Source organism: Rubellimicrobium sp. CFH 75288 (assembly GCF_009904055.1).
GTDB lineage: Bacteria > Pseudomonadota > Alphaproteobacteria > Rhodobacterales > Rhodobacteraceae > Rubellimicrobium.
Window position 1 is genome coordinate 86767 of the sequence record NZ_WYDP01000001.1, and the last position, 23420, is coordinate 110186.

The following is a 23420-nucleotide window of genomic DNA, read 5'->3' on the forward strand; positions in this document are numbered from 1 at the left end:
GGTGACGCCCCGCGCCGGATTGCGAGAGGAGGCCCCCCCGTGCCGACCGCAGCCCCGCCGCCCGACCGGCCGCATGCCCGCCCCGCCGAGGAGATCCTCGCCGAACTGGACAGCGCGCCGGCCGGCCTGAGCGGCGAGGACGCCGCCGAGCGGCTCCGCCGCCACGGCCCCAACCGCCTGCCGGAGCCGCCGCGCAAGGGGCCGCTGCGCCGCTTCCTCGGCCATTTCCACAACGTGCTCATCTACGTCCTGCTCGTCGCGGCCGCCGTGACCGCGCTGCTGGGCGAGTGGATCGACACGGCCGTGATCCTCGCCGTCGTGATCGTCAACGCCGCCATCGGCTTCATCCAGGAAGGGCGGGCCGAGCAGGCCATGGCCGCGATCCGCAACCTTCTCGCTCCCAAGGCCCAGGTCCTGCGTGACGGCCGCCGCCGGACAATCCCCGGCGAGGCGCTGGTGCCCGGCGACATCGTCCTGATCGAGGCGGGCGACCGCGTGCCCGCCGACATCCGCCTGATCGAGGCGCGCGCGCTCGCCGCCGACGAGGCCATGCTGACCGGCGAATCGGTGCCCGTGGCCAAGTCGGCGGACGCCGCCGCGCCGGACGTGCCGATCGGCGACCGGCATTCGATGCTGTGGTCGGGCACGATGGTCACGCGCGGCGCCGGGCGCGGGGTGGTGGTGGCGACCGGCGCGGCGACCGAGATCGGGCGCATCGGCACCCTGCTGGCGGGCACCGAGCCGCTGACCACCCCGCTCCTGCGCCAGATCGACGGGTTCGCGCGGTGGCTGAGCGTGCTCATCGTCGGGGCGGCCGCCGCGCTCTTCGCCTTCGGTCTGGCCTTCGGGCGCGGCACGCCGGGCGAGCTGTTCATGACGGCCGTGGCCGTGGCCGTGGCGGCGATCCCGGAGGGGCTTCCGGCCGTCATCACGATCGGCCTCGCCATCGGCGTGCAGACCATGGCCCGGCGCCACGCCATCGTCCGCCGCCTGCCGGCCATCGAGGCGGTCGGGGCCGTCACCGTCATCTGCACCGACAAGACCGGCACCCTCACCCGCAACGAGATGGTCGTCACCGATGCCGTGACGACCGAGGGACCCGTTTCCATCGGCGGCGAGGGCTATGCCCCCGAAGGCCACATCCCGCCCGGGAGCCGCACCGCCCTCGGAGACCTCGCCCTTGCCGCCGCGCTCTGCAACGACGCGGCGCTCCATCACGAGGGCGGAACCTGGCGCGTCGAGGGCGACCCGATGGAAGGCGCGCTTCTCGCCTTCGCGGGCAAGGTCGATCCCGACGCGGCGCAGGGCTGGCAGCGGACGGACGCGATCCCGTTCGATTCGGACCTGCGCTTCATGGCGACCCTGCATGTCCGCGACGGCCGCTCCCGCCTCATGGTCAAGGGCGCGCCCGAACGGCTCCTGGAGATGGCTGGGGCCGAACGGACCGCCGAGGGCGACCGGCCGCTGGATGCCGCCGCCTGGCACCGCGCGGCCGAGGCCGTCGCCGCGCGAGGCCGCCGCGTCCTCGCCCTGGCCGAAGCCGAGGCCCCGGACGGCCCGCTTTCGCCCGGGGCGCTCGAGGGCCGGCTCGTCCTGCTCGGCCTCGTCGGCCTCGTGGACCCGCCCCGGCCCGAGGCCGTGGCCGCCGTGGCCGAATGCCGCCGCGCCGGCATCGCGGTAAAGATGATCACCGGCGACCATGCCGCCACCGCCGCCGCCATCGCCGGGGAGATCGGTCTGGCGCGGACGGACCGCGTGCTCACGGGCGCCGACCTTGCCGGGCTCGACGATGCCGCCCTGGCCGAGGCGGTTGCCACCTGCGACGTGTTCGCCCGCACCAGCCCCGAGGACAAGCTGCGCCTCGTCGAAGCGCTCCAGGCGCGCGGAGAGCGCGTCGCCATGACCGGGGACGGCGTCAACGACGCGCCTGCCCTGCGCCGCGCCGATGTGGGCATCGCGATGGGCCGCAAGGGCTCGGAGGCCGCCAAGGAAGCGTCCGACCTCGTGCTCGCCGACGACAATTTCGCCACCATCGCCGCTGCCGTGCGCGAGGGGCGCACCGTGTTCGACAACATCCGCAAGGTGATCGCCTGGACGCTGCCCACCAATGCCGGCCAGGCGCTGACCCTGATCGTCGCCCTGATCCTCGGCCTCGCCCTGCCCGTGACGCCGCTCCAGATCCTGTGGGTCAACTTCGTCACCAGCGTGACGCTGGGCCTCGCCCTCGTGTTCGAGCCGACCGAGCCGCGCACCATGCAGCGCCCGCCCCGCGCCCCCGATGCGCCCCTCCTGTCGGGCGAGGTGCTGTGGTATGTCGTCCTCGTCTCCGGCCTGTTCGTGCTCGCGGTGTCCGAGCTGTTCGCCTTCTCGGTCGCGCGCGGCGATCCCCTGCCCGTGGCGCGCACGATTGCGCTCAACACGCTCGTCGTGCTCGGCATCTTCAGCCTGTTCTACGTCCGCTACCTCCACGGCACGTCGCTGACCTGGGACGGTGTCCGCGCGACGCCCGCAGTCTGGATCACGGTGCTCGCCGTGACCGCGGCCCAGTTCGCCGTCACCTACCTGCCGCCGCTCCAGGCGCTGTTCGGCACGGCCGCCCTGCCGCTGCGCGACGGGCTGATGATCGTGGCGACAGGGGCCGTGTTTCTCGGACTGCTCGAGACGGAAAAGGCCCTGCGCCTCGCGTGGCTGGGCCGGCGGCGCGCCCGTCCGGCCTGATGCGTCCGGGCGCGGCGTCTCAGCCGTGGGCGTTGGGGCCGTCCTCGCCCCGCTGGGCCCACCACACGATCAGGACGACGATCCCCACGATCGGGACAAAGGCCAGAAGCTGCCACCAGCCCGACCGCCCCGTGTCGTGCAGCCGACGCGCCCCGAGCGCAAGCTGCGGGATCAGCGTGGCGAGCGTCCACAGGCCCGACAGGGGCCCTGTCCCCTCCCGCGCGCCGAGGATCGCCGTCTCGACGATCGCGATGGCCAGCCCGATCAGCAGCAGACCCAGCACCGCCCACCAGAACTCGCCCCGGTTCGACCGGCCCGAGAAGGTCGCGTAGTTGCGGAAGAAGCGGCGCAGCGCCTCGGCCATGCCCACGGTCTCGCGATAGTCGCGCCGGCTCCGCGCGGCCCAGGCCGGCATGGCTCCGTCGCCCGATCCGGTCCGCCCGAGCGGCGGGGGAACGGCGGGGTCGGCATCGTCCAGGTCTGGCCCGTCCAGCTCCGGCACGTGCCGCAGCGCGGGCTCCCAGTCGGCCAGGCCGTCGCGCCAGACGAGGCTGTCGCCCTTCAGGCGCCCCTCGCGGGCCAGAGCGCGCAGCCGCTCGAAGGGAACGGGGCCCTCGCGCCGGTTGTCGATCGCATACCACCACTGCTCGCCCATGGCGTCCTCCGAGAGCCGTCGCCGCGACACTGGCGCGGCGCCGCAGCGGGATCAATGGGCCGCGTCGTCCCCGCCGCGCCCGCGGAAGCCCAGCGCCACCACGAACTTCTCCGCGCTGTCGCTGCGCGAGGCGGGGGGCTTGACGTTGTGCACGGCACGGAAGGCGCGCTTCAGCCGCGCCTGCAGCCCCGCCTCCGCGCCTCCCTGCAGGACCTTGGCCACGAACGCCCCCTCCGGGGCCAGCACGTCGAAGGCCAGCTCCGCCGCCGCCTCGCACAGCGCGACGATGCGCAGATGGTCCGTGCCCCGGTGCCCCGAGGCGGCGGCCGCCATGTCCGACATCACCACGTCGGCCTCGCCCCCCAGCCAGGCCTTCACCGCCTCGTCCGCCCCCTCGGCGAGGAAATCCATGACGCGGATCTCCGCCCCCGGCACCGGCTCCACCTCCTGCAGGTCGAGCCCGATCACCCGACCGCGCGGCCTGCCCGCGCGCTCGCCCAGCGCGTTGGTCCGCGCCACCGCCACCTGCGCCCAGCCGCCGGGCGCGCTGCCCAGGTCCACCACCCGCGCGCCGGGCCGCAGGAAGCGGAAGCGGTCGTCCAGCTCGATCAGCTTGAAGGCCGCGCGCGACCGGTAGCCTTCCGCCTTCGCGCGCCGCACATAGGGGTCGTTGAGCTGCCGCTCCAGCCAGCGGGTCGAGGACAGCTTGCGCCCCTTGGCCGTCCGCACCCGCACGGCGAGGTCGCGCGCGCCGCGGCCGGGGGGCTTGGGACTCTTGGCCATGATCGGGGCTCCTCGGGGCTGGCCGCCGATATGGCGCGAGGGGCCGCCAAAGGGAAGCCCGCGCGCCGAATCGGCCCGCCCGTCGCCCTTCATCCTGTCAAGGCGTTGCGCGAAACGGCCCCGCTGCGCGCGGTGGGCTAACCCTTCGTTAACCTTGCCGCGCGAGGGTAGGCGCAACCGCCCTCACGGATGCCCGCCCCATGCCCGATCCCCACACCGTCACCCCGTCAGGCGCGCCGCCGCCCGCCCGCGCGCCGCTGCCGCCCCTCGCCCTCGGCCTGCGCCGGGCGGTTGAAGCGGATCCATTCCGCGCCCGAGGGGTCGTTGTTCATCAGGAAGTTCGCGGCCCGGATCGCCTCCATCTCGCGCCCCGGCCGCGGCCGCGTGCTGCCCATCCCGAACAGGCGGACGAACGTCTCGTCGTCCATGTCGGGGGGCAGGACCACGCCTGCCGCCTCCACCTCGGCGCGCTTCTCGGCGATGGCCTTCTGCGTCACGGGCAGCGCGACGGGGTTCATGATCGCGCTCGTCATGCCCGCCGCGATGGCCATGGGCAGGAAGGCGTTGTTGATCCCGTGCCGGTTGGGCAGCCCGAACGAGATGTTCGAGGCGCCGCAGGTCGTGTTGACGCCCAGCTCCTCGCGCAGCCGCCGCACCAGCGTGAACACCTGCCGCCCCGCAGTGGCCATGGCGCCCACGGGCATCACCAGCGGGTCCACCACGATATCATGGGCGGGGATGCCGTGATCGGCCGCGCGCTCGACGATCTTTCGGGCGACCGCGAACCGCACGTCCGGGTCCTCGCTGATCCCCGTATCGTCGTTCGAGATGGCGACGACCGGGACGTTGTACTTCTTGACCAGCGGCAGCACGAACTCGAGCCGCTCCTCCTCGCCTGTGACCGAGTTGAGCAGGGGCCGCCCCTTGCAGACCCTGAGCCCCGCCTCCAGCGCCGCCGGGACCGAGGAATCGATGCAGAGCGGCACGTCCACCAGCGACTGGACCAGCTCGATCATCCGCGTCATCAGCGGCGGCTCGGTCTCGTTCGGGTTGGGGTTCGAGTTGTAGACGACCCCCGCATTGACATCGAGGACCGTGGCCCCGCAGGCGACCTGCGCCAGGGCGTCCGCCTCCACGGTGGAGAAGTCCCCCGCCTCCAGCTCCGCCGCCAGCTTCTTGCGCCCGGTGGGGTTGATCCGCTCGCCGATCACGCAGAACGGCTCGTCAAAGCCGATCACCACGGTTCGGGTCTGCGATTCGACGATGGTGCGGGTCATGATGTCCTATCCGTTGATCGCGGGGGCGAGGGTGCGGTCCAGGCGCGCCCGCGCCCAGTCCGCCGCGGCCTTGATGCCGCCGAGGGGGAAGATGTGGATGCGCTCCACGGCAAAGTCGGGATGCGCGGCCTTGTGCGCAGCGAGCGCCGCCACAAGCTCGTCGGGCTCGTAGGGCAGGACCAGCTTCGTCACGTCCATGGCCCGCTTCTGGAGCACCCGCAGCGACGGGCCCACCCCGCAGGCGACGGCGTACTTGATCAGCGTCTGGAGCTTGGCGGGGCCCGCGATGCCCAGATGGACGGGCAGCCCGATCCCCTCGGCCCGCAGCCGCTCGGCCCAAGCGATCACCGGATCGGCCTCGAAGGCGAACTGGGTGGTGATCGCGACGCGCGCATCCGTCCGCTCGGCGAAGGCCGCCTTCCAGCGCAGCGCCTCCGTCACGCCGCGGTCCGATCCGTCGGGGTCGATGTCGCGGTTGCCCTCGGGATGGCCGGCCACGTGCAGGTCGGTGAAGCCCTCGAACAGCCCCGTCTCCAGGAGCGCCATCGAGGAGTCGAACGCGCCCGCGGGCTCGGCCCGCCCCCCGGCCAGGATCAGCCCCTGCGTCACCCCCGCCTCGCCGCGATAGCGCGCGACCCATTCGGCCAGGGTGGCGCGGTCGGGAATGGACCGGGCGGGGAAATGCGGCATGACCGGGAACCCCTCCCCGGCGATGCGCCGGGCCGTGGCCAGCATGTCCTCGAACGGGGTGCCGTCGATATGGGCGATGTAGATCCGGGTGCCGGGGGGCAGGATGGCGCGGAAATCCTCCACCTTCTCGGCCGTGCGCGGCATCACCTCGATGGAGAAACCGGACAGGAGCCGCGCCACCGCCTCGGCGCTGCCGGCGGGGGCTTCGGACTTGCGGCGCAGGAAGGGCAGAAGCGACATGAGGGCCTCCAGGGAGCGGGCGGTCAGGGAGGGTCGGGCGATCACGCCCGGCCGTCGTTGCCGACGAGCGCGCGCAGCCGCTCGGCGTCGTATTCGGCCTCGAGCCGCGCGGCCTCGGCGGCAGCGATCTCGGCCGGGTCGCCCTCGACGACATACGGCTCGGCCTTGCGCCATTCGGCCAGGTACGCGTCGGTGTCGCGGGCGCCTGCGCGCATGGCGGCCCGGTCGATCGCCTGTTCGAAGCGCTCGGACAGCTGGACCTTGTGCGCCCGCCGCCCCTGCCCGACGATCACCTGCGCGGGAATGTCGCGCCACAGGACGATGGTGACTTCGGGCATCGGGCGGGGGCTCCGTCGAGGGCGGTCTGACGGGCCTTCTACGCCTGTTCGCGACCTTGGCGAAGCCGCTTTCCGACATGTCTTGCCGTCGGAGCGACCGGCCTCTCCCTCTTGCGTGCCGCCGGTCCCTGATCCAAGATCGTCGTCAACTTCGAGATCGGAGGGCGCAAGGATGGCGCCCAGGCGTCCCCATGGCGCGGGCGCGTTCCCGGTTGCGGTCGAGCCGCCCGCGCCGCAGCAAAAGCCCGACCCGGCGACGCTCTATGCGGCGCTGGACCTCGGCACCAACTCGTGCCGGATGCTGATCGCCCAGCCCAAGGGTGCGGGCTTCCACGTCGTGGACAGCTTCTCCAAGTCGGTCCAGCTCGGCCAGGGGCTGGAGGCGACGGGCCGGCTCTCGCGCGCGGCCATGACGCGGACGATCGGCGCCATCCGCGTCTGCCGGCAGAAGCTCCAGCGGCACAATGTGGGCCGGATGCGGCTCGTGGCCACCGAGGCCTGTCGGCGTGCCCGCAACGGAGCCCAGTTCATCGACCAGGTCCGCCGCGAGACCGGCCTCGCGCTCGAGATCATCCAGCCCGAGGAGGAGGCGCGCCTCGCCGTCATCTCCTGCGCGCCGCTCGTCTCCACCCGGACCGAGCAGCTTCTGGTGGTGGATATCGGCGGCGGCTCGACCGAGCTGGTGTGGATCGACCTGACCTCGGTGCCCCCTCGCGATCGCGGACGGGCGATCATGCGCCTCCACGCCGGCTTCCGGCAGGCGCCCGGACCCTTTCCCGTCGCCCGCGTGGTGGATTGGATCAGCGTTCCCCTCGGGGTGGCCACCTTGCGCGACCAGTTCATCGACGTGGAGGATGACGGCGCGCGCTTCGCGCTCATGTCCTGGTATTTCGAGGAGAACCTGTCCGCCTTCGCCCCCTCCGCCACCGAGCAGTCACGCGAGGGATTCCAGATCATCGGCACGTCCGGCACCGTCACGACGGTCGCCGCCTCGCATCTGGGTCTCAGGCGCTACGACCGGTCCAAGGTGGACGGGCTGCGGATGACTTCGGACCAGATCGACGCCGTGGTGCGCGAATACCTCGCCCTCGGCCCCGAGGGGCGGCGCACCGATCCCCGGATCGGGCGCGACCGGCACGAACTGATCATGTCCGGGGTGGCCATCCTCCAGGCGCTGATGCGGCTGTGGCCGACCGACCGGCTCTCGGTGGCCGATCGCGGCCTGCGCGAGGGTCTGCTCTATGCGCAGATGAGCGCGGACGGAGTGCTCGAAGATGCGCCCTGATGCCGTCTCAGGCCGGCCGCACCATCAGGCACAATTCCCACGGACCCAGCGTCGCCTCTCTCATGCCGGGTGCAACCGGGATCCCGAGCCCCTCTCCCGTTTCCTGCCAGTCGCCGTCCGGCAGGACCAGGGGCGCCCGACCCTCGCCCAGATTGGCGGCCACGAAGACCTGCTCTCCGCCACCGATGCGGACGAACTCGACCAGGTCGCCGGCCGAGATCATGGGAGATTGGACGCCGATACGCAGCGCTGGATGGCGCCGCCGCCAGGCGATCGCCTTGCGGTAATGGTTGAGGACCGACTCCTCGTCGTTCTCCTGCGCGTCCACGGCCAGGGGCAGATGCGCCTGCGGAACGGGCAGCCAGGGCCGCGCGACCGAGAAGCCCCCGTTGAGCGAGCCCGCTTCCCATACCATCGGCGTGCGCGCCCCGTCGCGGCCCTTGAACTCGGGCCAGAAGGCGATCCCGTAGGGGTCCTGGAGATCCTCGTAGGCCAAGTCGGCTTCCGGCAGGCCCAGTTCCTCGCCCTGATAGAGGCAGACCGATCCGCGCAGGCACATCAGGAGGGTCGCATAGGCCTTGACCGCGGCGGGCGACAGGCGCCAGCGCGTGGGATGGCGGACCGTGTCGTGGTTGGAATAGCTCCAGCAGGGCCAGGCATCGGGGGCCGCGCGGCCCAGCCGCTCGAAGGTGGAGCAGAGAAGCCGGGCCGTGGCCCGTGCGGGCTGGAGCAGCTCGAAGGGGTAGCACATCTGCACCTTGTCCCCCCCGGACGTGTATTCCGCCATGATCTCGAGGCCCCGCTGGGCATCCCCAACCTCGCCCACGGCGGCGGCACCGTAGGGCTCCATCTCGGCCCGCAGGCGCCGGAGGAAATCGAGGTTCTCCGGCTGGTTCTTGGAGAACAGGTGCAACTGGTGGTTGTAGGGGTTGACGCTCGGGGCGATGGAATCGTTGCGCAATTCCTTCGGCAGCGACGGGTTGTCCCGCAGGTACTTGTCCGCGAAATAGAAGTTGATCGTGTCGAGGCGGAACCCGTCCACGCCCCGTTGCAGCCAGAAGCGCACGACGTCGAGCAGCGCCTCCTGAACCTCGGGGCAGTGGAGGTTGAGATCGGGTTGCGAGGCCAGGAAGTTGTGCAGGTAGTATTGCTCGCGACCCGGATGCCAGGCCCAGGCCGATCCTCCGAAGACCGACAACCAGTTGTTGGGCGGAGTTCCGTCGGGCTTGGGGTCGGCCCACACATACCAGTCCGCCTTGGGATTGTCGCGCGACCGACGGCTTTCCTGAAACCACGGGTGCTGGTCGGACGTGTGCGACAGCACCAGGTCGATCATCACCCGCAGGCCGAGCCCGTGCGCCACGGCGACGACGCGATCGAAGTCGGCCAGCGTGCCGAACATGGGATCGACGTCGCAGTAGTTGGAGACGTCGTAGCCGAAATCCTTCATCGGGCTGTGAAAGAACGGACAGATCCACACGGCGTCGGCCCCGAGCCGCGCGACGTGGGGCAGCCGCTCCGCGATGCCGGCCAGATCGCCGATCCCGTTGGCATCCGTGTCCTGGAAGCTGCGGGGGTAGATCTGGTAGATCACGGCGCCCCGCCACCAGTCCGGATCGCGCGGCAGCGCGGTGACGCCGGGTCGCAGCAGCACGTCGGACATCGCGCCCTCTGCCATGAGGCCATCCTCCTCGAGCTTGGCGGAGCGCGTCATGGCAGAGCCGCGCGCCTCCGTCCAGTCGGCGGCCGCGCCCCCGGGCCGCTTGCCGCCCCGTGCCGCGCGGGCCTATGAGGCGGCGACAGGACAGGTGGGGACGCCGATGAAGGACCCGGAGCGGCCGCTGACCCTTGTGGCGGATATCGGAGGCACGAACACGCGGATCGCCCTGGCGCGGGGCACGCAGGTCGACAAGACGACCGCCCGCCGCTATCCGAATGCCGATCACCCGGATCTCGCGGCGGTGGTGCGGCGTTTTCTCGAGGAGTGTGGCGAACCGGCGCCGGAGGCGGCCTGCATCGCGGTGGCGGGGCCGGTCCGGGACGGTCGGGCGGCGCTCACCAACCTCGACTGGGTCATCGACGAGGAGACGCTGGCGCGCTGCGCGGGGACGGATGTCGTGGCCATCCTCAACGATCTTCAGGCCCAGGGCTATGCGCTGGGCCACACGGAGCCCGGCCTGACCCGGAGCATCATCGCAGGCCCACGGGCGGGACGGGGGGCGGCGCAGCTGGTCGTCAATCTCGGAACGGGCTTCAACATCGCACCCGTCTACGAGGTCGGCGGCCGACGCATCGTCCCCCCTGCGGAGGCGGGCCATGCCACGCTGCCCGTGCGCGACGAGCGCGACCTGCGCCTCGCCCGCTTCGTCGCCCGCACGCACGGCTTCGCCTCGGTGGAGGAGGTTCTGTCGGGCCGGGGGATCGAACATGTGGACGCCTGGCTTGCCGAGGAGGAGGGCCGGCCGGCCGAGCGCGACTCGACCGAGATCATGTCCGCGCTCGCCGCCGGTCGGGACGGGCGCGCCCGGCAGGCGGGGGAGGTCTTTGTCCGGATCCTCGGCACCGTGTGCGGGGACCTCGCCCTCGCCACGCTGCCGCGCGGAGGGATCTGGCTTGTCGGCGGTCTGGCGCGGGCCTTCGGCCCCTATCTGGAGGCGCTGGGCTTTGCCGCGGCCTTCAGGGACAAGGGACGATTCTCGGCGTTCATGGAGCAGTTCCCGGTCGATGTGGTGGAGGACGACTGGGCTGCGCTGACCGGCTGCGCCGCCCATCTGGCGGAGCGGGCGCGTCATCGGGCGTGACCGCCTCGGCGCCGATCAGCGCCAGCTGGTCGCGCACCACATCCGTCAGATCCTGCAGCGAGAACGGCTTGGCCAGGAAGACGGAGTGAGGCACCATGGCCTTGTGCTCGGCGAAGTCGTCCTCGGCATAGCCCGACACGAACACGACCCGGGTGCCGGGACGGCGCGTGATGGCTTCGCGGACCCAGGAGGGACCGTCGCGGCCGGGCATCACCACGTCGGTGACGAACAGGTCCACAGCCACTTCGGGGTCCTCCAGGATGGCGAGCGCCGCCTCGGCGCTGTCGGCCTCGATCACGCGGTGGCCGCGCAGCCGCAGCGCGCGGGACGCGAAGGCGCGGACAGGAGCCTCGTCCTCCACCAGGAGCACGCTTCCCTGCCGCCGGGGCACAGCTCCCTCCGCGGGCCCGGGCACCGGCGGCGCAGGGTCGGGCCAATCATGCGCGGGCAGCCAGATCGTGAAGGTCGATCCGCGGCCGGGCTCGCTCGTGGCGAAGATGAAGCCGCCCGTCTGCTTGATGATCCCGTAGGCCATGGAGAGCCCGAGGCCCGTCCCCTCCCCCGGCCGCTTGGTCGTGTAGAAGGGTTCGAAGATCTTGGGCAGGCGCTCGGGCGGGATGCCGATCCCCTGATCGTGCACCTGCACGGTCACCCAGCGCCCTGCCGGGATCACCGCGCGGTCCCGCGTGACCGGCTGCGGCAGAAGGACATTGCCCGTCTCGATGCGGATCTCGCCGCCGTCCGGCATCGCGTCGCGCGCATTGACGACCAGGTTCATGATGACCTGCTCGAGCTGCCGGCGGTCGGCCCGGACGGCGTGGAGGTCCGGATCGTGGTCCAGCGTCAGACGGATGCGCTCGCCCGTCAGCCGGTTCAGCAGATGGGTCAGATCCGACAGGGTGTCGCGCAGGTCGAAGGTTTCCGGCAGCAGGTTCTGCTTGCGCGAGAAGGAGAGGAGCTGATCGACAAGGCTCGCGGCACGGTTGGCGTTCTGCCTGATCTGGATGAGGTCGGCATAGTCCGGCGTCCGCTCGTCGTGCCGCAGGAGCAGCAGGTCGCAATGGCCGGAGATGGCCGTCAGCAGGTTGTTGAAGTCGTGCGCCACCCCCCCGGCGAGCTGGCCCAGGGCCTGCATCTTCTGGCTCTGCACGAACTGCGCCTCGAGCGCCTTGAGCTCGGTCACGTCGTCCAGGATGGCGAGAAGATGAAGGTCCTCGGCCGGTCCCGCCAGGGTGAGGGTGACCCGCAGGAACCAGTCCTGATGCTCCCCCCGGCCCCGGAGGAACTGGGGACCGGCGGCGGCACGCCCCTCGGCCACGTCGGCCACCCATTCGGCCACGGGCCGTCCCAGCCCCTCCAGCAGGTCGGACAGCCGGGTGCCCTGAGGCACGGGAACGGGGATCAGCGCGCGGGCGGACCGGTTGGCGGCCAGAACCTCGCCCGTGCGGGAGACCTTGAGCAGGGGGATCGGCAGGGTCTCGATCACCGCCCATTGTGCGGCGGACGGCGGCAGCGAGGCCGAAGCGGGCAGAAGATAGATCTCGCGCCGACCGCCGGGACCGTTGACCACCGCCAGGAGGCAGTCCACCGGACCCTCGGCGGTACGAAGCGTGTGGTTGCGCCCGGAGACGAGCGGCGCGGCGCCGAGGACGGCATCGACATGGCGGGGGCGGCCGCCGATCAGGCTCCGCGCCGCCTCGTTCATGTAGAGGATCGTCCCTGCCGGACCGGCGACGATCATGGGCAGGGTGAGCGCGTCGGTCGCGCGCCGCTGGTCGGGGCGGGCGCCGAGATCCTCGAACCGCCAGACGAACAGATCCTCGTGCGCCGTTCGGACGGAGACGCGCAGATGGCCGCGGCGGGTGATCAGGTCCTCGGCGGCCCAGCCGGTCTGCTCGGCCCGGTCCTGCAGCCGGGCGACGAGCGCGCCCGGTGCGGCGATCATCGTCTCGAGAAAGGCCGTCGCCGTCCGCCCGCCGGTCCCCGCGGCCCGAGCGGCGGGGTTGCGCCAGTGCACCTCGCCCAGGCGATCGGCCAGCAGGGTCGGGATGGCGTCGTGCTCGGCCAGAAGCGACAGGGAGCGCGCGACATTCCGGCAGCGGCGGCGGCGCTGCCCCTCCGCCAGCGCAAGCAGGGCCGCGGTGGCGAACAGGGTGACCCCCAGCAGGGTCAGACCAAGGCGCAGCCAGGACGCCGCGGCGATCGGCGCGGCCGCCAGGGCGAGGCAGCCCGCGACCAGCACGGAGAGCGGCAGGGGGATCGCCAGAGCCGGGCGCGGCGGAAGGGAGATGCCCGGCGAAGGGGGCGGCGCCGGGGGTCGCAGCTCGGCCTCTCCGCCCGGCCGGGAACGGACGGGATGCGGCAGGGGGCCGTCTGGGGGCGTGGCGGGCTGCGTCTGGGGCACGGCACGGGTCCTGTGATCTCCGCACCAGTTGAGCAGACAAGTCCTAACAAACGGTAAATGGAAACGGACCCGACGGCGTCGCCGGCCGAAAACCGTCAGCTCGCGTGTCCCCGGTGCCGCAGGACGGCCTGATAGAAGCCGTCGCGATCCGCGTCGGGCACGACGCGGAACCGGTCCGCGAGCGTCCAGCACCCGCCTGCAAGGAGCGGCCGGATGCGCGCGTCCCCCTCCTCCTCGAGAACGGAGCAGGTGGCGAAGGCCAGCGCCCCGCCGGGCCGGACAAGCCGCGCGGCCTGACCGAGCAGCGAATCCTGCACGGCGGTGAGCCGGTCGAGATCGGCGCGGGTGAGACGCCAGCGGGCGTCGGGGTTGCGCCGCCAAGTGCCGCTGCCCGTGCAGGGCGCATCCACGAGCACGAGGTCGAAGGGCGCTCCCGAGGCCGGGTCGCGCACGCGCCGCACGGCGAGTCCCGCCCGCTCCGCCCGAGCGGGGAGGTCGGCCATGCGGCGCGGGTCGATGTCGTGCGCCACGAGTTCGAGCCGCGCCCGCGCACCCATGGCAAGCGTCTTGCCGCCGCCGCCCGCGCAGAGGTCGAGGACGCGGTCTCCGTCCCGCAGGGGAAGCCGCAGCACCGCCTCCTGCGAGGAGGCATCCTGAAGTTCCACAAGACCGTCACGATAGGGGGCGGTGGCGGTGATCCGGGGGGCGCGGCCGAGGGCCCGCAGCGCGGTCGGCACGCGGGGATCGGGGATCGTGTCCACGCCCTCGGCCGCCAGCCGACGGGCGGCCTCCTCGCGCGTCAGCCGGGAAAGATCGACGCGGAGCGTCACGGGGGCGCGGTGGCGCTGGACCTCGGCCGCGCGGTCGGCGTCGGGGCCGAGCGCCGCGTCCCACAGCGGCAGGAGCCAGTCCGGCAGGTCGAGGCGCACGGCCCGTGGCGCCTCGGCCAGCGCCCGCCCGCCCTCGTCGGCCGAGAGCGGCGCCAGCGCATGACGGCCGCCCGTGAAGATCGTCGCCGGGTCCGTGCCGTCCAGCCGGGCCAGTCCGAGCAGGAGGGCGCGGCCCGTCTCGCCGCCTCCGGCCCAGGCGGCCGAGCGCCGGCGGCGGAGCGCATCAAAGACAAGATCGCGCACCGCGGCCCGATCGCCGGAGCCGGCAAAGCGCGACCGCCGGCCCCAGCCGGTCAGCACCTGCTCGGCCGGCTCGCCTGCCAGGATGCGGTCGAGCAGGCCCGCGGCGGCGGCAACTCGGGCGGCCGGGGTCACGGACGCCGCGGCTCAGCCCAGCCGGTAGTTCGGGCTCTCGCGCGTGATCGTCACGTCGTGGACGTGGCTTTCGCGCAGCCCGGCCGAGGTGATGCGGACAAAGCGGCAGTCGCGGCGCATGGCCTCGATGGTGGCGCAGCCCGTGTAGCCCATGGCGGCGCGCAGCCCGCCCACGAGCTGGTGGATCACCGCCGCGGCCGACCCCTTGTAGGGCACCTGCCCCTCGATCCCCTCGGGCACCAGCTTGTCGGAAGCGGCGTCCTTCTGGAAGTAGCGGTCGGCCGAGCCGCGCGCCATCGCCCCGAGCGAGCCCATGCCGCGATAGGACTTGAAGGACCGCCCGCCATAGAGGATCACCTCGCCGGGGCTCTCGTCCGTGCCGGCGATCATGGAGCCCACCATCGCGCAGGAGGCGCCCGCCGCGATGGCCTTGGCGAAATCGCCCGACATCTTGATGCCGCCATCCGCGATCACCGGCACGTCGCCCGCCACCGCGGCCGCGTCCATGATCGCGGTGAGCTGCGGCACGCCCACCCCCGCGACCATCCGCGTGGTGCAGATGGAGCCGGGGCCGATCCCGACCTTGACCCCGTCGGCGCCCGCGTCGATCAGCGCCCGCGTCCCCTCGGCCGTCGCCACGTTGCCGGCGATCACCTGCACCTCGTTGGAGAGCGCCTTGAGGCGGCTCACGGCCCGGGCCACGCCTTCGGAATGGCCGTGGGCGGTGTCCACCACGACGATGTCCACCCCTGCCTCGATCAGGGCCTCGGACCGCTCGTGGCCGGCATCGCCCACGGTGGTGGCCGCGGCGACGCGCAGGCGGCCCAGCGCGTCCTTGCAGGCGATCGGGTTCAGCACCGCCTGTTCGCTGTCCTTGAGCGTCAGAAGGCCCGTGAGCCGCCCCTGCGCATCGGTGATGAGGAGCTTCTCGATGCGGCGCGCCTTCATCAGCGAGCGCGCCTCGTCGAGATCCGCAGGCTCCTGGAGCATGGCGAGGTTGTCGGCGGTCATCATCACCCGGACCGGCGTCCGCTCGTCCGAGGCAAAGCGCATGTCGCGGTTGGTCAGGATGCCGACGACGCGCCCGCCTTCGTCCACCACGGGAAATCCGGTGACGGAGAAGCGCTCCATCAGGGCGCGCGCGTCGGCCAGCGTCTGGTCGGGGCGCAACGTGATGGGCGCGTCCACCACGCCCGAGACGAAGCGCTTGACGGCACGCACCTCGGCGGCCTGCGCCTCGGGGTCGAGGTTGCGGTGGATGACGCCGATGCCGCCCGCCTGGGCCATGGCGATGGCCATGCGCGCCTCCGTCACCGTATCCATCGCGGCCGACAGGAGCGGGATGTTCATGGCGATCCCGCGCGTCGCCCGCGTCCGCGTGTCGGCGGTCGAGGGCAGGACGGAGGAGGCGGCGGGGACCAGCAGCACGTCGTCGAAGGTCAGGGCCTCGCGAATCTCCATGGGTGCCTCCTGCGCGTGATGGCGCGTCATGCCATGCGGCCCGGGGGGACGCAAACGGCCGCGCCTGCGGCGAATCCGGGCCTTGCGGGAGACGCGGGCCGGGCTAGACACGCGAGGTCAGCCGCAAAGGGAGCGCCGCCGTGACCGCCCAGCCCCTCGCCGACGCGCCGGCCCTCGCGCGGGAAGCGCTGGTGATCTTCACCCCCTCCGGCAAGAGGGGCCGGTTTCCCGTGGGAACGCCGGTGCTGCAGGCGGCGCGCAGCCTCGGGGTGGATCTCGACTCGGTCTGCGGGGGACGGGGGATCTGCTCCAAGTGCCAGGTCGCGCCCCAGTTCGGCGAGTTTCCCAAGCACGGCGTCACCGTGGCGGCGGACGCTCTCAGCGCATGGAACGCGGTCGAAGCCCGCTACGACCGGGTGCGCGGCCTGCCCCCGGGACGGCGTCTGGGCTGCCAGGCACGGATCGAGGGCGATGTGGTCATCGACGTGCCGCCCGAGAGCCAGGTCCACCGGCAGGTCGTGCGCAAGGCCGCCGACGACCGTCCCGTCGTCATGGACCCCGCCACCCATCTGCGCCTGGTGGAGGTGGAGCCCCCCGACATGCACGAGCCGCGCGGCGATCTCGAACGGCTCTCGGAGGCGCTGCGCCGCCAGTGGGGCATCGAGGCCGTCACCGCGCCCCTGCCCGTCCTGTCGCGCCTTCAGACCGCGCTGCGCAAGGGCGAGTGGCAGGTGACGGTCGCGCTCTGGACCGGGGGGGCGGGACCGGCGGTCGTGCTCGACCTCTGGCCCGGCTTCTTCGAGGGACCGCTCTACGGGCTCGCGGTGGATGTGGGATCGACCACCATCGCGGCGCATCTGACGAACCTCTCGGACGGGAGCGTGCGGGCGAGCGCGGGGGTGATGAACCCCCAGATCCGCTTCGGCGAGGATCTGATGAGCCGCGTCTCCTATGCCATGATGAACCCCGGCGGGGACCGCGAGATGACGCGGGCGGTGCGCGAGGCGATCGACGGGCTGGCGCAATCGCTCGCGGCCGAGGCCGGGATCGAGGGGCGCGCCATCGTCGAGGCGGTGTTCGTCTGCAACCCGGTGATGCACCACCTGCTTCTGGGCATCGACCCGGTGGAGCTGGGGCAGGCGCCCTTTGCGCTGGCCACCGGGGGGGCGCTCGACCTGGAGGGGCGCGACCTCGGGCTGGGCTCGGTGAACGAGGCGGCGCGCGTTCATGTCCTGCCCTGCATCGCGGGCCATGTGGGCGCGGACGCGGCCGCCGTGGCGCTGGCCGAGCGGCCCGACCTGTCGGAGGACCTGGTGCTGGTCGTGGACGTGGGCACCAATGCGGAAATCCTGCTCGGGGACCGCTCGGGGGTGCTGGCCTGCTCCTCGCCCACGGGGCCGGCCTTCGAGGGGGCGCAGATCAGCGCGGGCCAGCGTGCCGCCCCCGGCGCCATCGAGCGCGTCCGCATCGACCCCGCGACCGGGGAGCCGCGATTCCGCGTCATCGGCTGCGACCTGTGGTCCGACGAGCCGGGCTTTGCCGAGGCGGTGGGGCCGGGGGGCGTCACGGGCATCTGCGGGTCGGGCATCATCGAGGCGGTGGCCGAGATGCGCCTCGCGGGGCTGGTGGACCGGGCCGGGCTGATCGGATCGGCCGAGCAGACGGGCAGCGCCCGCTGCGTGCCGCAGGGGCGCACCCATGCCTACCTGCTGCACGACGCGACCGCCGCCGGGGGCCCGCGCATCCTGGTCACGCAGGGCGACATCCGGGCGATCCAGCTCGCCAAGTCGGCGCTCTATGCCGGGGCGCGGCTGCTGATGGACGCGCGCGGGGTGGAGCGGGTGGACCGCGTGGTGCTGGCCGGAGCCTTCGGTGCGCACATCTCGCCGCTGCATGCCACGATCCTGGGCATGATCCCGGACGTGCCGGAAGGGGCCGTGCGCAGCGCCGGCAATGCCGCCGGCACGGGGGCGCGGATCGCGCTCTGCTCGGTCGCGGCGCGGCGCGAGGCGGCGGCGCTGGTCCGGCGCATCCAGAAGATCGAGACCGCGATCGAGCCCCGGTTCCAGGAGCATTTCGTGGCCGCCAACGCGATCCCGCACGCGACGGACCCGTTCCCGCATCTGGCTGCGCGCGTGGCCCTGCCCGAGCCCTCCTTCAACGCGGGCGGGGCGGCGGAGGGTGGCCGACGGCGGCGGCGGGGCTGAGGAGCCGCGCACCCTCGCGCCCGGCAGCGGTATGATGACCCGGGGGCACGCGGCCCCGCAGGGAGGAATGCCATGTCCGTGGCCAAGATCATCGAATTGTCGAGCCGCTCGGCACAGAGCTTCGAAGATGCGATCCGTCAGGGGATCGCGCGCGCGTCGCGCACGCTGCACGGGATCACGGGTGCCTGGGTCAAGGAGCAGCACGTGGAGGTGCAGGACGGGCGCGTCACTGGCTTTCGCGTCAACATGATGGTGACCTTCGTCCTGCGCGACGGCGACGACGACTGAGGGCCTTGCGGGCGGGGCCGGCGCTGCGCTATGTCGGCCCCGCGCGGGTGTAGCTCAATGGTAGAGCAGCAGCTTCCCAAGCTGACGACGAGGGTTCGATTCCCTTCACCCGCTCCAGCCCTTCCGTCCCGCCTTCCCTCGCGCTAGTCCTCCCCCCGAGGCCGGACAGGGAGGACCGTATGAGCCACGACATCCAGCGCATCGAGCCGGGGCCGCGCATGAGCCAGGCGGTGATCCACGGGGGCGTGGCCCATCTGGCCGGGCAGGTCGGGGCGCCGGGCGCCAGCGTGGCCGAGCAGACCCGCGCCGTGCTGGCCGAGATCGACCGCCTGCTCGCGGCCTGCGGCACCTCGAAGAGCCGCCTGCTGACGGCGCAGATCTGGCTCGCGGACATGGCCGCCTTCGAGGAGATGAACGCGGTCTGGGATGCCTGGATCGACCCGGCGAACCCCCCCGCCCGCTGGACCGGAGAGGCGCGGCTGGCCACGCCAGACTACAAGGTGGAGATCATCGTCACGGCGGCGGTGGGATGATCCGCGGGGGCGCGCTCCTGCTCGCGCTGGCGCCCGCCCTTGCGGCGGCGCAGGAGCCGGCCCTTCTCGACTGCGCGACCGAGGGCGGCGAGGCGTTCCGGGTGCTGCTGTGGCAGCCCTCGGCGGACGGCCCGCTCCATTGCGTGGAGTGGCTGGACCTGGAGGACGTGGCGCCCTGCGCGCCGCAGGGCGGCTGGGGGCTGACCGATCCGGACGCGCCAGGCGTCCTCGCCTCCGTGGCCACCGATTCGCGCGTGGCCGCCGCCCATCCGGGGCCCAAGTTCTTCGCGCGCGTCGGTCCGTCCGAGTTCGTGGCCTCGGCCTCCTCGGGGCCGGGAATGCCGCTCGCCCTCGAGGTGCATGGCGACACGTTCTGGCGGTTGCGCATGACGCTCGGGGGAGACGGTTCGATCTTCACCCGCACGGGCGAGCGGCCGTTCCACTGCGCCCGCCGCTGAGGCGCGCCCTCACAGCCCGTGCTGGCGCAAAAAGGCCACGAGCGCGGCGGTGGAGCCGTCCTTGCCTGCGGTCCCCTCGCGCCCCTCCACCATGGGCAGGAGCGCCCCGGCCAGTTCCTTGCCGAGTTCCACCCCCCACTGGTCGAACGAGTTGATCCCGAGCACGACCCCTTCCACGAACACGCGGTGCTCGTAGAGGGCGATGATCTGGCCCAGCGTGAACGGGTCGAGCCGCGGATAGGCCAGCGTGACCGAAGGGCGGTTGCCCGGAAAGGTGCGGTGCCGCGCCTGCCGGTCCAGCTCGGCGCCCGCGAGGCCCCTGGCCTCCAGCATCGCGCGCGCCTCGGTCTCGGTCCGGCCGCGCAGCAGCGCCTCGGACTGGGCGAGGCAGTTGGCCACAAGCAGGCGGTGCTGGTGCTCGAGCCCCTCCTCGTGGCCCTCGGCCGCGACCAGGAACTCGCAGGGGACGATGCGGGTGCCCTGGTGGATGAGCTGGTAGAAGGCGTGCTGGCCGTTGGTGCCGGGCTCGCCCCAGACGACGGGGCCGGAATGGACCGAGAGGGGCGAGCCGTCCATCGCCACGCCCTTGCCGTTCGATTCCATCTCGAGCTGCTGGAGATAGGCGGGCAGGCGCATCAGGCGGTTGTCGTAGGGAAGGACTGCGCGCGTGGCATGGCCGCAGACCTGGTTGTGCCACAGGCCCACGAGGGCGAGCAGCGCGGGCAGGTTCTCCTCCCAGGGCGCGGCGCGGAAATGGAGGTCCATCGCCTGCCCGCCGCGCAGGAAGGCGCGGAACGCCTCGGGGCCCACCGCGATCATCAGGGACAGGCCGATCGGCCCCCAGACCGAGTAGCGCCCGCCGACCCAGTCCTCGAAGCCGAACACCCGCTCGGGCGGGATGCCGAAGGCGGCCGTGCGGTCGAGTGCCGAGGAGAGCGCGACGAACTGGGCGGCCGGCTTCTCCACATGATCCGACAGCCAGGCCCGCGCGGTCGCGGCATTGGCCATGGTCTCCTGCGTGGTGAAGGTCTTGGAGGCGACGATGACCAGCGTGCGCCGCGGGTCGCAGGCGGACAGCGCGTCGGCGATGTCGGCCGGGTCCACGTTGGAGACGAAATGCGTCCGGGGGCCGTCCGCATAGGGCGCGAGCGCAAGCGTGGCCATCTTGGGCCCGAGGTCCGAGCCGCCGATGCCGATGTTGACGACATCCGTGTAGCGGCCCCCCGGCCCCGCCTCGCGCCCCTCGCGGACCGCGGCGGCGAAGCGCTCCATCCGCGCGAGCGTGTCGCGCACGCCGGGCATGACGTCCTGCCCGTCCACCATGACCGGGCCGCCATCGAGGTTGCGCAGGGCCGTGTGCAGGACGGCGCGGCCCTCGGTCTCGTTGATCCTGTCGCCGCGGAACATCGCCTCGCGCCGGTCGGCCACGCGTGCCTCGTCGAGCAGGCGCAGCAGCAGGCGGCGGCCCTCGTCGTCGATGCTGGTCTTGGACCAGTCGAGCAGCAGGTCCCCCGCGCGGGCGGAGAAGCGCCCGGCCCGGTCGGGATCGGCCTCGAACAGCGACAGGATGGACCGGTCGCGGGTGGCGGCGTGGTGGCGCTTCAGGTCGTCCCACATGCTCAGCTCTCCGCCCAGTGGACCACGGTGCCCTTGAGGACGGCGGCGACGGGCGCCTCCTCGGGCGGCAACGAGCGGGCCCGTTCCAGCGCCTCCCGCTTCTCGGGGCCGGTGATGACCAGATGACGCGCGATCGCCCCTCCGATGACGCGCGCCGAGAGGGTGATGCGCGGTTCCTCGGCGCCCGGCGCGCGCATCGGCACAAGGATGGCCTCGCCGTGGAGCGCCTCCTGCAGGCGGTCCGCACCCGGAAAGATCGACGCCACGTGCATGTCCTCGCCCATGCCCAGCAGGCAGGTCGTCAAGGGTAGAACCGCGGCGATCGGGGCGGACAGGAGCGGGATGGCCTCCTCGGGCGTCGGCGTGTCGGCATGGAGCGGAAGGTAGCGGGCCGCCGCCGCGTGGCCGGTCAGCAGGCGCTGGCGCAGCAGGCGGGTGTTGGACCGCGGATGATCCTCGGGCACCCAGCGCTCGTCGGTCAGCAGCACCGAGACCCGGTCCCATTCCAGATCCGCGGCGCAGAGCGAGTCGAAGATCGGGCCCGGCGTGCGCCCCCCCGGCACCGCGATGGCGGCGCTGTCGCCGGCATTGAGCGCCTGGCGCAGCTCTCCGGCGAGGCGCTGGGCGATCTCGATCATCATCATCTCGGAATCGGCATAGGTGACGAGTTCCATGGCCCCTCCGCGACTCGGTCGCCCCCTGGCGCCCGGCGGAAGCTAGCGCCGCCCATCCGGCACGGCCAGCCCCAGCCTGCGGCGCGTTAACGGTTCCTTAGGACCTTTGCGGCAGAGTGGGCGCGGAAGGGCGATTCGATTCGACGGGCGGTAGCGGCATGGAACAGGGAGGGGCAGCGGGTCCGGGGGGCGGGATGCCGCTCCGGCTGACCACCGGCGGGCGCATCCTGGCGCGGCTCGACGACATCGCCGCGCGGCTGGGGTCACGGCCGGACGACGGGGATTGGACACGGGCGATGGCAGAGATGGAGGCGCGCCTGTCCGCCCAGATCGCCATGCAGGGCGAAATCATCGACGCGCTGGTGGCGGAGCGGGGCGCGCCCGCCGCCGGCGGCGACCTCGCCGCACGGCAGGAGCGGCTGGAACGCCGCCTTGCGGCCATCGAGGATGCGGTGGCCGGGCTGGAGGGGCCGGTTCCGGCGCTGATCCTGCGCTGCGCGGAACGGATCGGCGCCGTGGCGGCCCGGCTGACGGAAGGCACGTCACCCGGCCCCGCCGACGACACCCTCAGGCCGGGTCGGGTGGGCGGCGCCCTCGGCCTTCTTGTGGCGCGGCTCGGGGAACTCGATGCGGCGCTGGGCGACGGCCCGCGCCCGGCGCCCGCCGAAGCGCCCGCCTCTCCCGCGCCGGCGACCGACGACCTTGGGGACGACCTGGCGGAGGCCGTCCGGCGCGCCCTGTCACCGGGGGGGCCAGACGGGACCGAGGGGGACGGGGGGCGTGTCGTGGGGGCCGATCAGATCGCCGACCGCGCGTTGACGAACACGGCATAGAGCGAGGTGGTGGCCGCAATGAACAGACGATGCCCGCGGGACCCCCCGAAGCAGAGATTGGCCACGCGCTCGGGGACCAGGATGCGGCCCAGCAGGTCGCCGTCCGGGTGGAACACATGCACACCGTCGGCGGCCGAGCACCAGACATGCCCCTTGGCATCGACCCGCAATCCGTCGGGTGGTCCGGGCTCCACCCGGGCCCATTCGCCGCCGCCCCTGAGGCGACCGGACCCGTCCAGGTCGAACGCGCGCAGGATCGAGGGGACGGACGGATCGTGGCTCGATCCGCTTTCGGCGACATAGAGGCGGCGGCCGTTGGGTGAAAAGGCCAGGCCGTTCGGCTGGACGAAATCGGACGCCATGCGCTCCGGCTCGCCGCCCTCGGACGCGATGCGGTAGAGCCCGCGGGCATCCTGCTCGGGATCGGCCTCGAAGCCCTCGTAGTCCGACAGGATGCCGTAGGTCGGGTCGGTGAACCAGATGGCGCCGTCGGCGGCGACGACCACGTCGTTGGGCGAGTTGAGCCGCCGCCCCGCGAACCGCTCGGCCAGGACGGTGATGCGGCCGTCATGCTCCCACCGCACCACGCGCCGCCCCCCGTGCTCGCAGGACACGAGACGCCCTTCCCGGTCGCGGGTGTGCCCGTTCGTGTAGCCGGCCGGGGCATGGAAGGGCACCAGCCCCCCCTGCTCGGTCCAGGCCATGATGCGGTCGTTCGGGATGTCGCTCAGCAGGAGGGTGCGGAGCATCGGAAACCAGACCGGCCCCTCGGCCCAGCGCAGGCCGGAGCCCAGGCATTCGAGCCGGGCCGAGGGCTGGATCAGGGCGCGAAAGCGCGGATCGTGCTCGACATAGGTCACGGTGCTCCTCCCCCGGCTGCCGGACCCTTCTAG

At 72.6% G+C, this 23420-nt stretch carries 20 protein-coding genes and 1 tRNA gene; 9 read left to right on the forward strand and 12 right to left on the reverse strand.

The genetic code is table 11. The features are described 5' to 3' along the window. Positions 1–39 precede the first annotated feature (39 nt). Positions 40–2718 carry an HAD-IC family P-type ATPase gene (locus tag GT358_RS00445; RefSeq protein ID WP_166580608.1) on the forward strand — a complete coding sequence of 893 codons (2679 nt, stop codon included), beginning with the start codon at positions 40–42 and terminating at the stop codon, positions 2716–2718. 19 nt (positions 2719–2737) lie between these two features. On the opposite strand, the gene GT358_RS00450 is transcribed toward GT358_RS00445, so the two are convergent. The 5 genes from GT358_RS00450 to GT358_RS00470 form a co-directional block, all read right to left on the reverse strand. Continuing rightward, positions 2738–3373 carry a DUF805 domain-containing protein gene (locus GT358_RS00450; RefSeq protein ID WP_166580609.1) on the reverse strand — a complete coding sequence of 212 codons (636 nt, stop codon included), beginning with the start codon at positions 3371–3373 and terminating at the stop codon, positions 2738–2740. Between the two features lie 51 nt (positions 3374–3424). Further along, positions 3425–4156 (reverse strand): RlmE family RNA methyltransferase, encoded by a 732-nt coding sequence (locus GT358_RS00455; protein WP_166580610.1) that lies wholly within the window; start codon positions 4154–4156, stop codon positions 3425–3427. A 227-nt stretch (positions 4157–4383) separates the two neighbouring features. After that, positions 4384–5433: a methyltetrahydrofolate cobalamin methyltransferase gene (locus GT358_RS00460; protein ID WP_166580611.1), complete on the reverse strand. Its 1050-nt coding sequence runs from the start codon at positions 5431–5433 to the stop codon at positions 4384–4386. Positions 5434–5439: 6 nt separating this feature from the next. Beyond that, a complete protein-coding gene (locus tag GT358_RS00465; protein WP_166580612.1) occupies positions 5440–6363 on the reverse strand; it encodes a methylenetetrahydrofolate reductase in 924 nt (307 codons plus the stop codon). A gap of 41 nt (positions 6364–6404) precedes the next feature. After that, positions 6405–6701 (reverse strand): virulence factor, encoded by a 297-nt coding sequence (locus GT358_RS00470; protein ID WP_166580613.1) that lies wholly within the window; start codon positions 6699–6701, stop codon positions 6405–6407. Between the two features lie 172 nt (positions 6702–6873). Here GT358_RS00470 and GT358_RS00475 point away from each other — a divergent pair, with 172 nt between their 5' ends. Then, complete coding sequence (locus GT358_RS00475) at positions 6874–7986, forward strand: Ppx/GppA phosphatase family protein (protein ID WP_166580614.1); 1113 nt, start codon at positions 6874–6876, stop codon at positions 7984–7986. A 7-nt stretch (positions 7987–7993) separates the two neighbouring features. On the opposite strand, the gene GT358_RS00480 is transcribed toward GT358_RS00475, so the two are convergent. Continuing rightward, positions 7994–9649: an alpha-amylase family glycosyl hydrolase gene (locus GT358_RS00480; RefSeq protein ID WP_166581045.1), complete on the reverse strand. Its 1656-nt coding sequence runs from the start codon at positions 9647–9649 to the stop codon at positions 7994–7996. A 157-nt stretch (positions 9650–9806) separates the two neighbouring features. Here GT358_RS00480 and GT358_RS00485 point away from each other — a divergent pair, with 157 nt between their 5' ends. After that, positions 9807–10787, forward strand: a complete 981-nt coding sequence (locus GT358_RS00485; protein ID WP_166581046.1) for a glucokinase — start codon at positions 9807–9809, stop codon at positions 10785–10787. On the opposite strand, the gene GT358_RS00490 is transcribed toward GT358_RS00485, so the two are convergent. The 3 genes from GT358_RS00490 to guaB all read right to left on the reverse strand — a co-directional run bounded on the left by GT358_RS00490 (position 10690) and on the right by guaB (position 15917). Further along, positions 10690–13077, reverse strand: coding sequence for an ATP-binding protein (locus GT358_RS00490; RefSeq protein ID WP_371416202.1), 2388 nt, complete (start codon positions 13075–13077; stop codon positions 10690–10692). The two genes, GT358_RS00485 and GT358_RS00490, sit on opposite strands and share 98 nt — an antisense overlap. A gap of 209 nt (positions 13078–13286) precedes the next feature. Next, complete coding sequence (locus GT358_RS00495; protein ID WP_166580615.1) at positions 13287–14456, reverse strand: RsmB/NOP family class I SAM-dependent RNA methyltransferase; 1170 nt, start codon at positions 14454–14456, stop codon at positions 13287–13289. Positions 14457–14468: 12 nt separating this feature from the next. Further along, the gene (gene guaB / locus GT358_RS00500) at positions 14469–15917 is read right to left on the reverse strand and encodes an IMP dehydrogenase (RefSeq protein WP_166580616.1); all 1449 of its coding nucleotides are present in this window, start codon (positions 15915–15917) and stop codon (positions 14469–14471) included. Between the two features lie 140 nt (positions 15918–16057). On the opposite strand from guaB, the gene GT358_RS00505 reads away from it, so the two are divergent. The 5 genes from GT358_RS00505 (at position 16058) to GT358_RS00525 (ending at position 19403) form a co-directional block, all read left to right on the forward strand. After that, on the forward strand, positions 16058–18124 hold the full coding sequence (locus tag GT358_RS00505) for an ASKHA domain-containing protein (RefSeq protein WP_371416177.1): 2067 nt from the start codon (positions 16058–16060) through the stop codon (positions 18122–18124). A gap of 72 nt (positions 18125–18196) precedes the next feature. After that, positions 18197–18412, forward strand: a complete 216-nt coding sequence (locus tag GT358_RS00510; RefSeq protein WP_166580617.1) for a dodecin family protein — start codon at positions 18197–18199, stop codon at positions 18410–18412. Between the two features lie 43 nt (positions 18413–18455). After that, positions 18456–18529: transfer RNA gene (locus GT358_RS00515), tRNA-Gly, on the forward strand. Positions 18530–18591: 62 nt separating this feature from the next. Further along, positions 18592–18945, forward strand: a complete 354-nt coding sequence (locus tag GT358_RS00520) for a RidA family protein (RefSeq protein WP_166580618.1) — start codon at positions 18592–18594, stop codon at positions 18943–18945. Next, a complete protein-coding gene (locus tag GT358_RS00525; RefSeq protein WP_166580619.1) occupies positions 18942–19403 on the forward strand; it encodes a hypothetical protein in 462 nt (153 codons plus the stop codon). Before GT358_RS00520 ends, GT358_RS00525 begins: the two co-directional genes overlap by 4 nt. Before the next feature lie 9 nt (positions 19404–19412). Here the strand turns inward: GT358_RS00525 and pgi are convergent, their stop codons facing one another. Both pgi and pgl read right to left on the reverse strand, forming a co-directional pair. Next, entirely contained in the window at positions 19413–21020 is a 1608-nt protein-coding gene (gene pgi / locus GT358_RS00530; RefSeq protein WP_166580620.1) for a glucose-6-phosphate isomerase, read from the reverse strand. A gap of 2 nt (positions 21021–21022) precedes the next feature. Next, positions 21023–21694 carry a 6-phosphogluconolactonase gene (pgl, locus tag GT358_RS00535; RefSeq protein WP_166580621.1) on the reverse strand — a complete coding sequence of 224 codons (672 nt, stop codon included), beginning with the start codon at positions 21692–21694 and terminating at the stop codon, positions 21023–21025. 194 nt (positions 21695–21888) lie between these two features. On the opposite strand from pgl, the gene GT358_RS00540 reads away from it, so the two are divergent. Then, positions 21889–22527 (forward strand): hypothetical protein, encoded by a 639-nt coding sequence (locus GT358_RS00540; RefSeq protein WP_166580622.1) that lies wholly within the window; start codon positions 21889–21891, stop codon positions 22525–22527. On the opposite strand, the gene GT358_RS00545 is transcribed toward GT358_RS00540, so the two are convergent. Further along, positions 22491–23387, reverse strand: a complete 897-nt coding sequence (locus GT358_RS00545) for an SMP-30/gluconolactonase/LRE family protein (protein WP_166580623.1) — start codon at positions 23385–23387, stop codon at positions 22491–22493. The two genes, GT358_RS00540 and GT358_RS00545, sit on opposite strands and share 37 nt — an antisense overlap. Positions 23388–23420 lie beyond the last annotated feature (33 nt).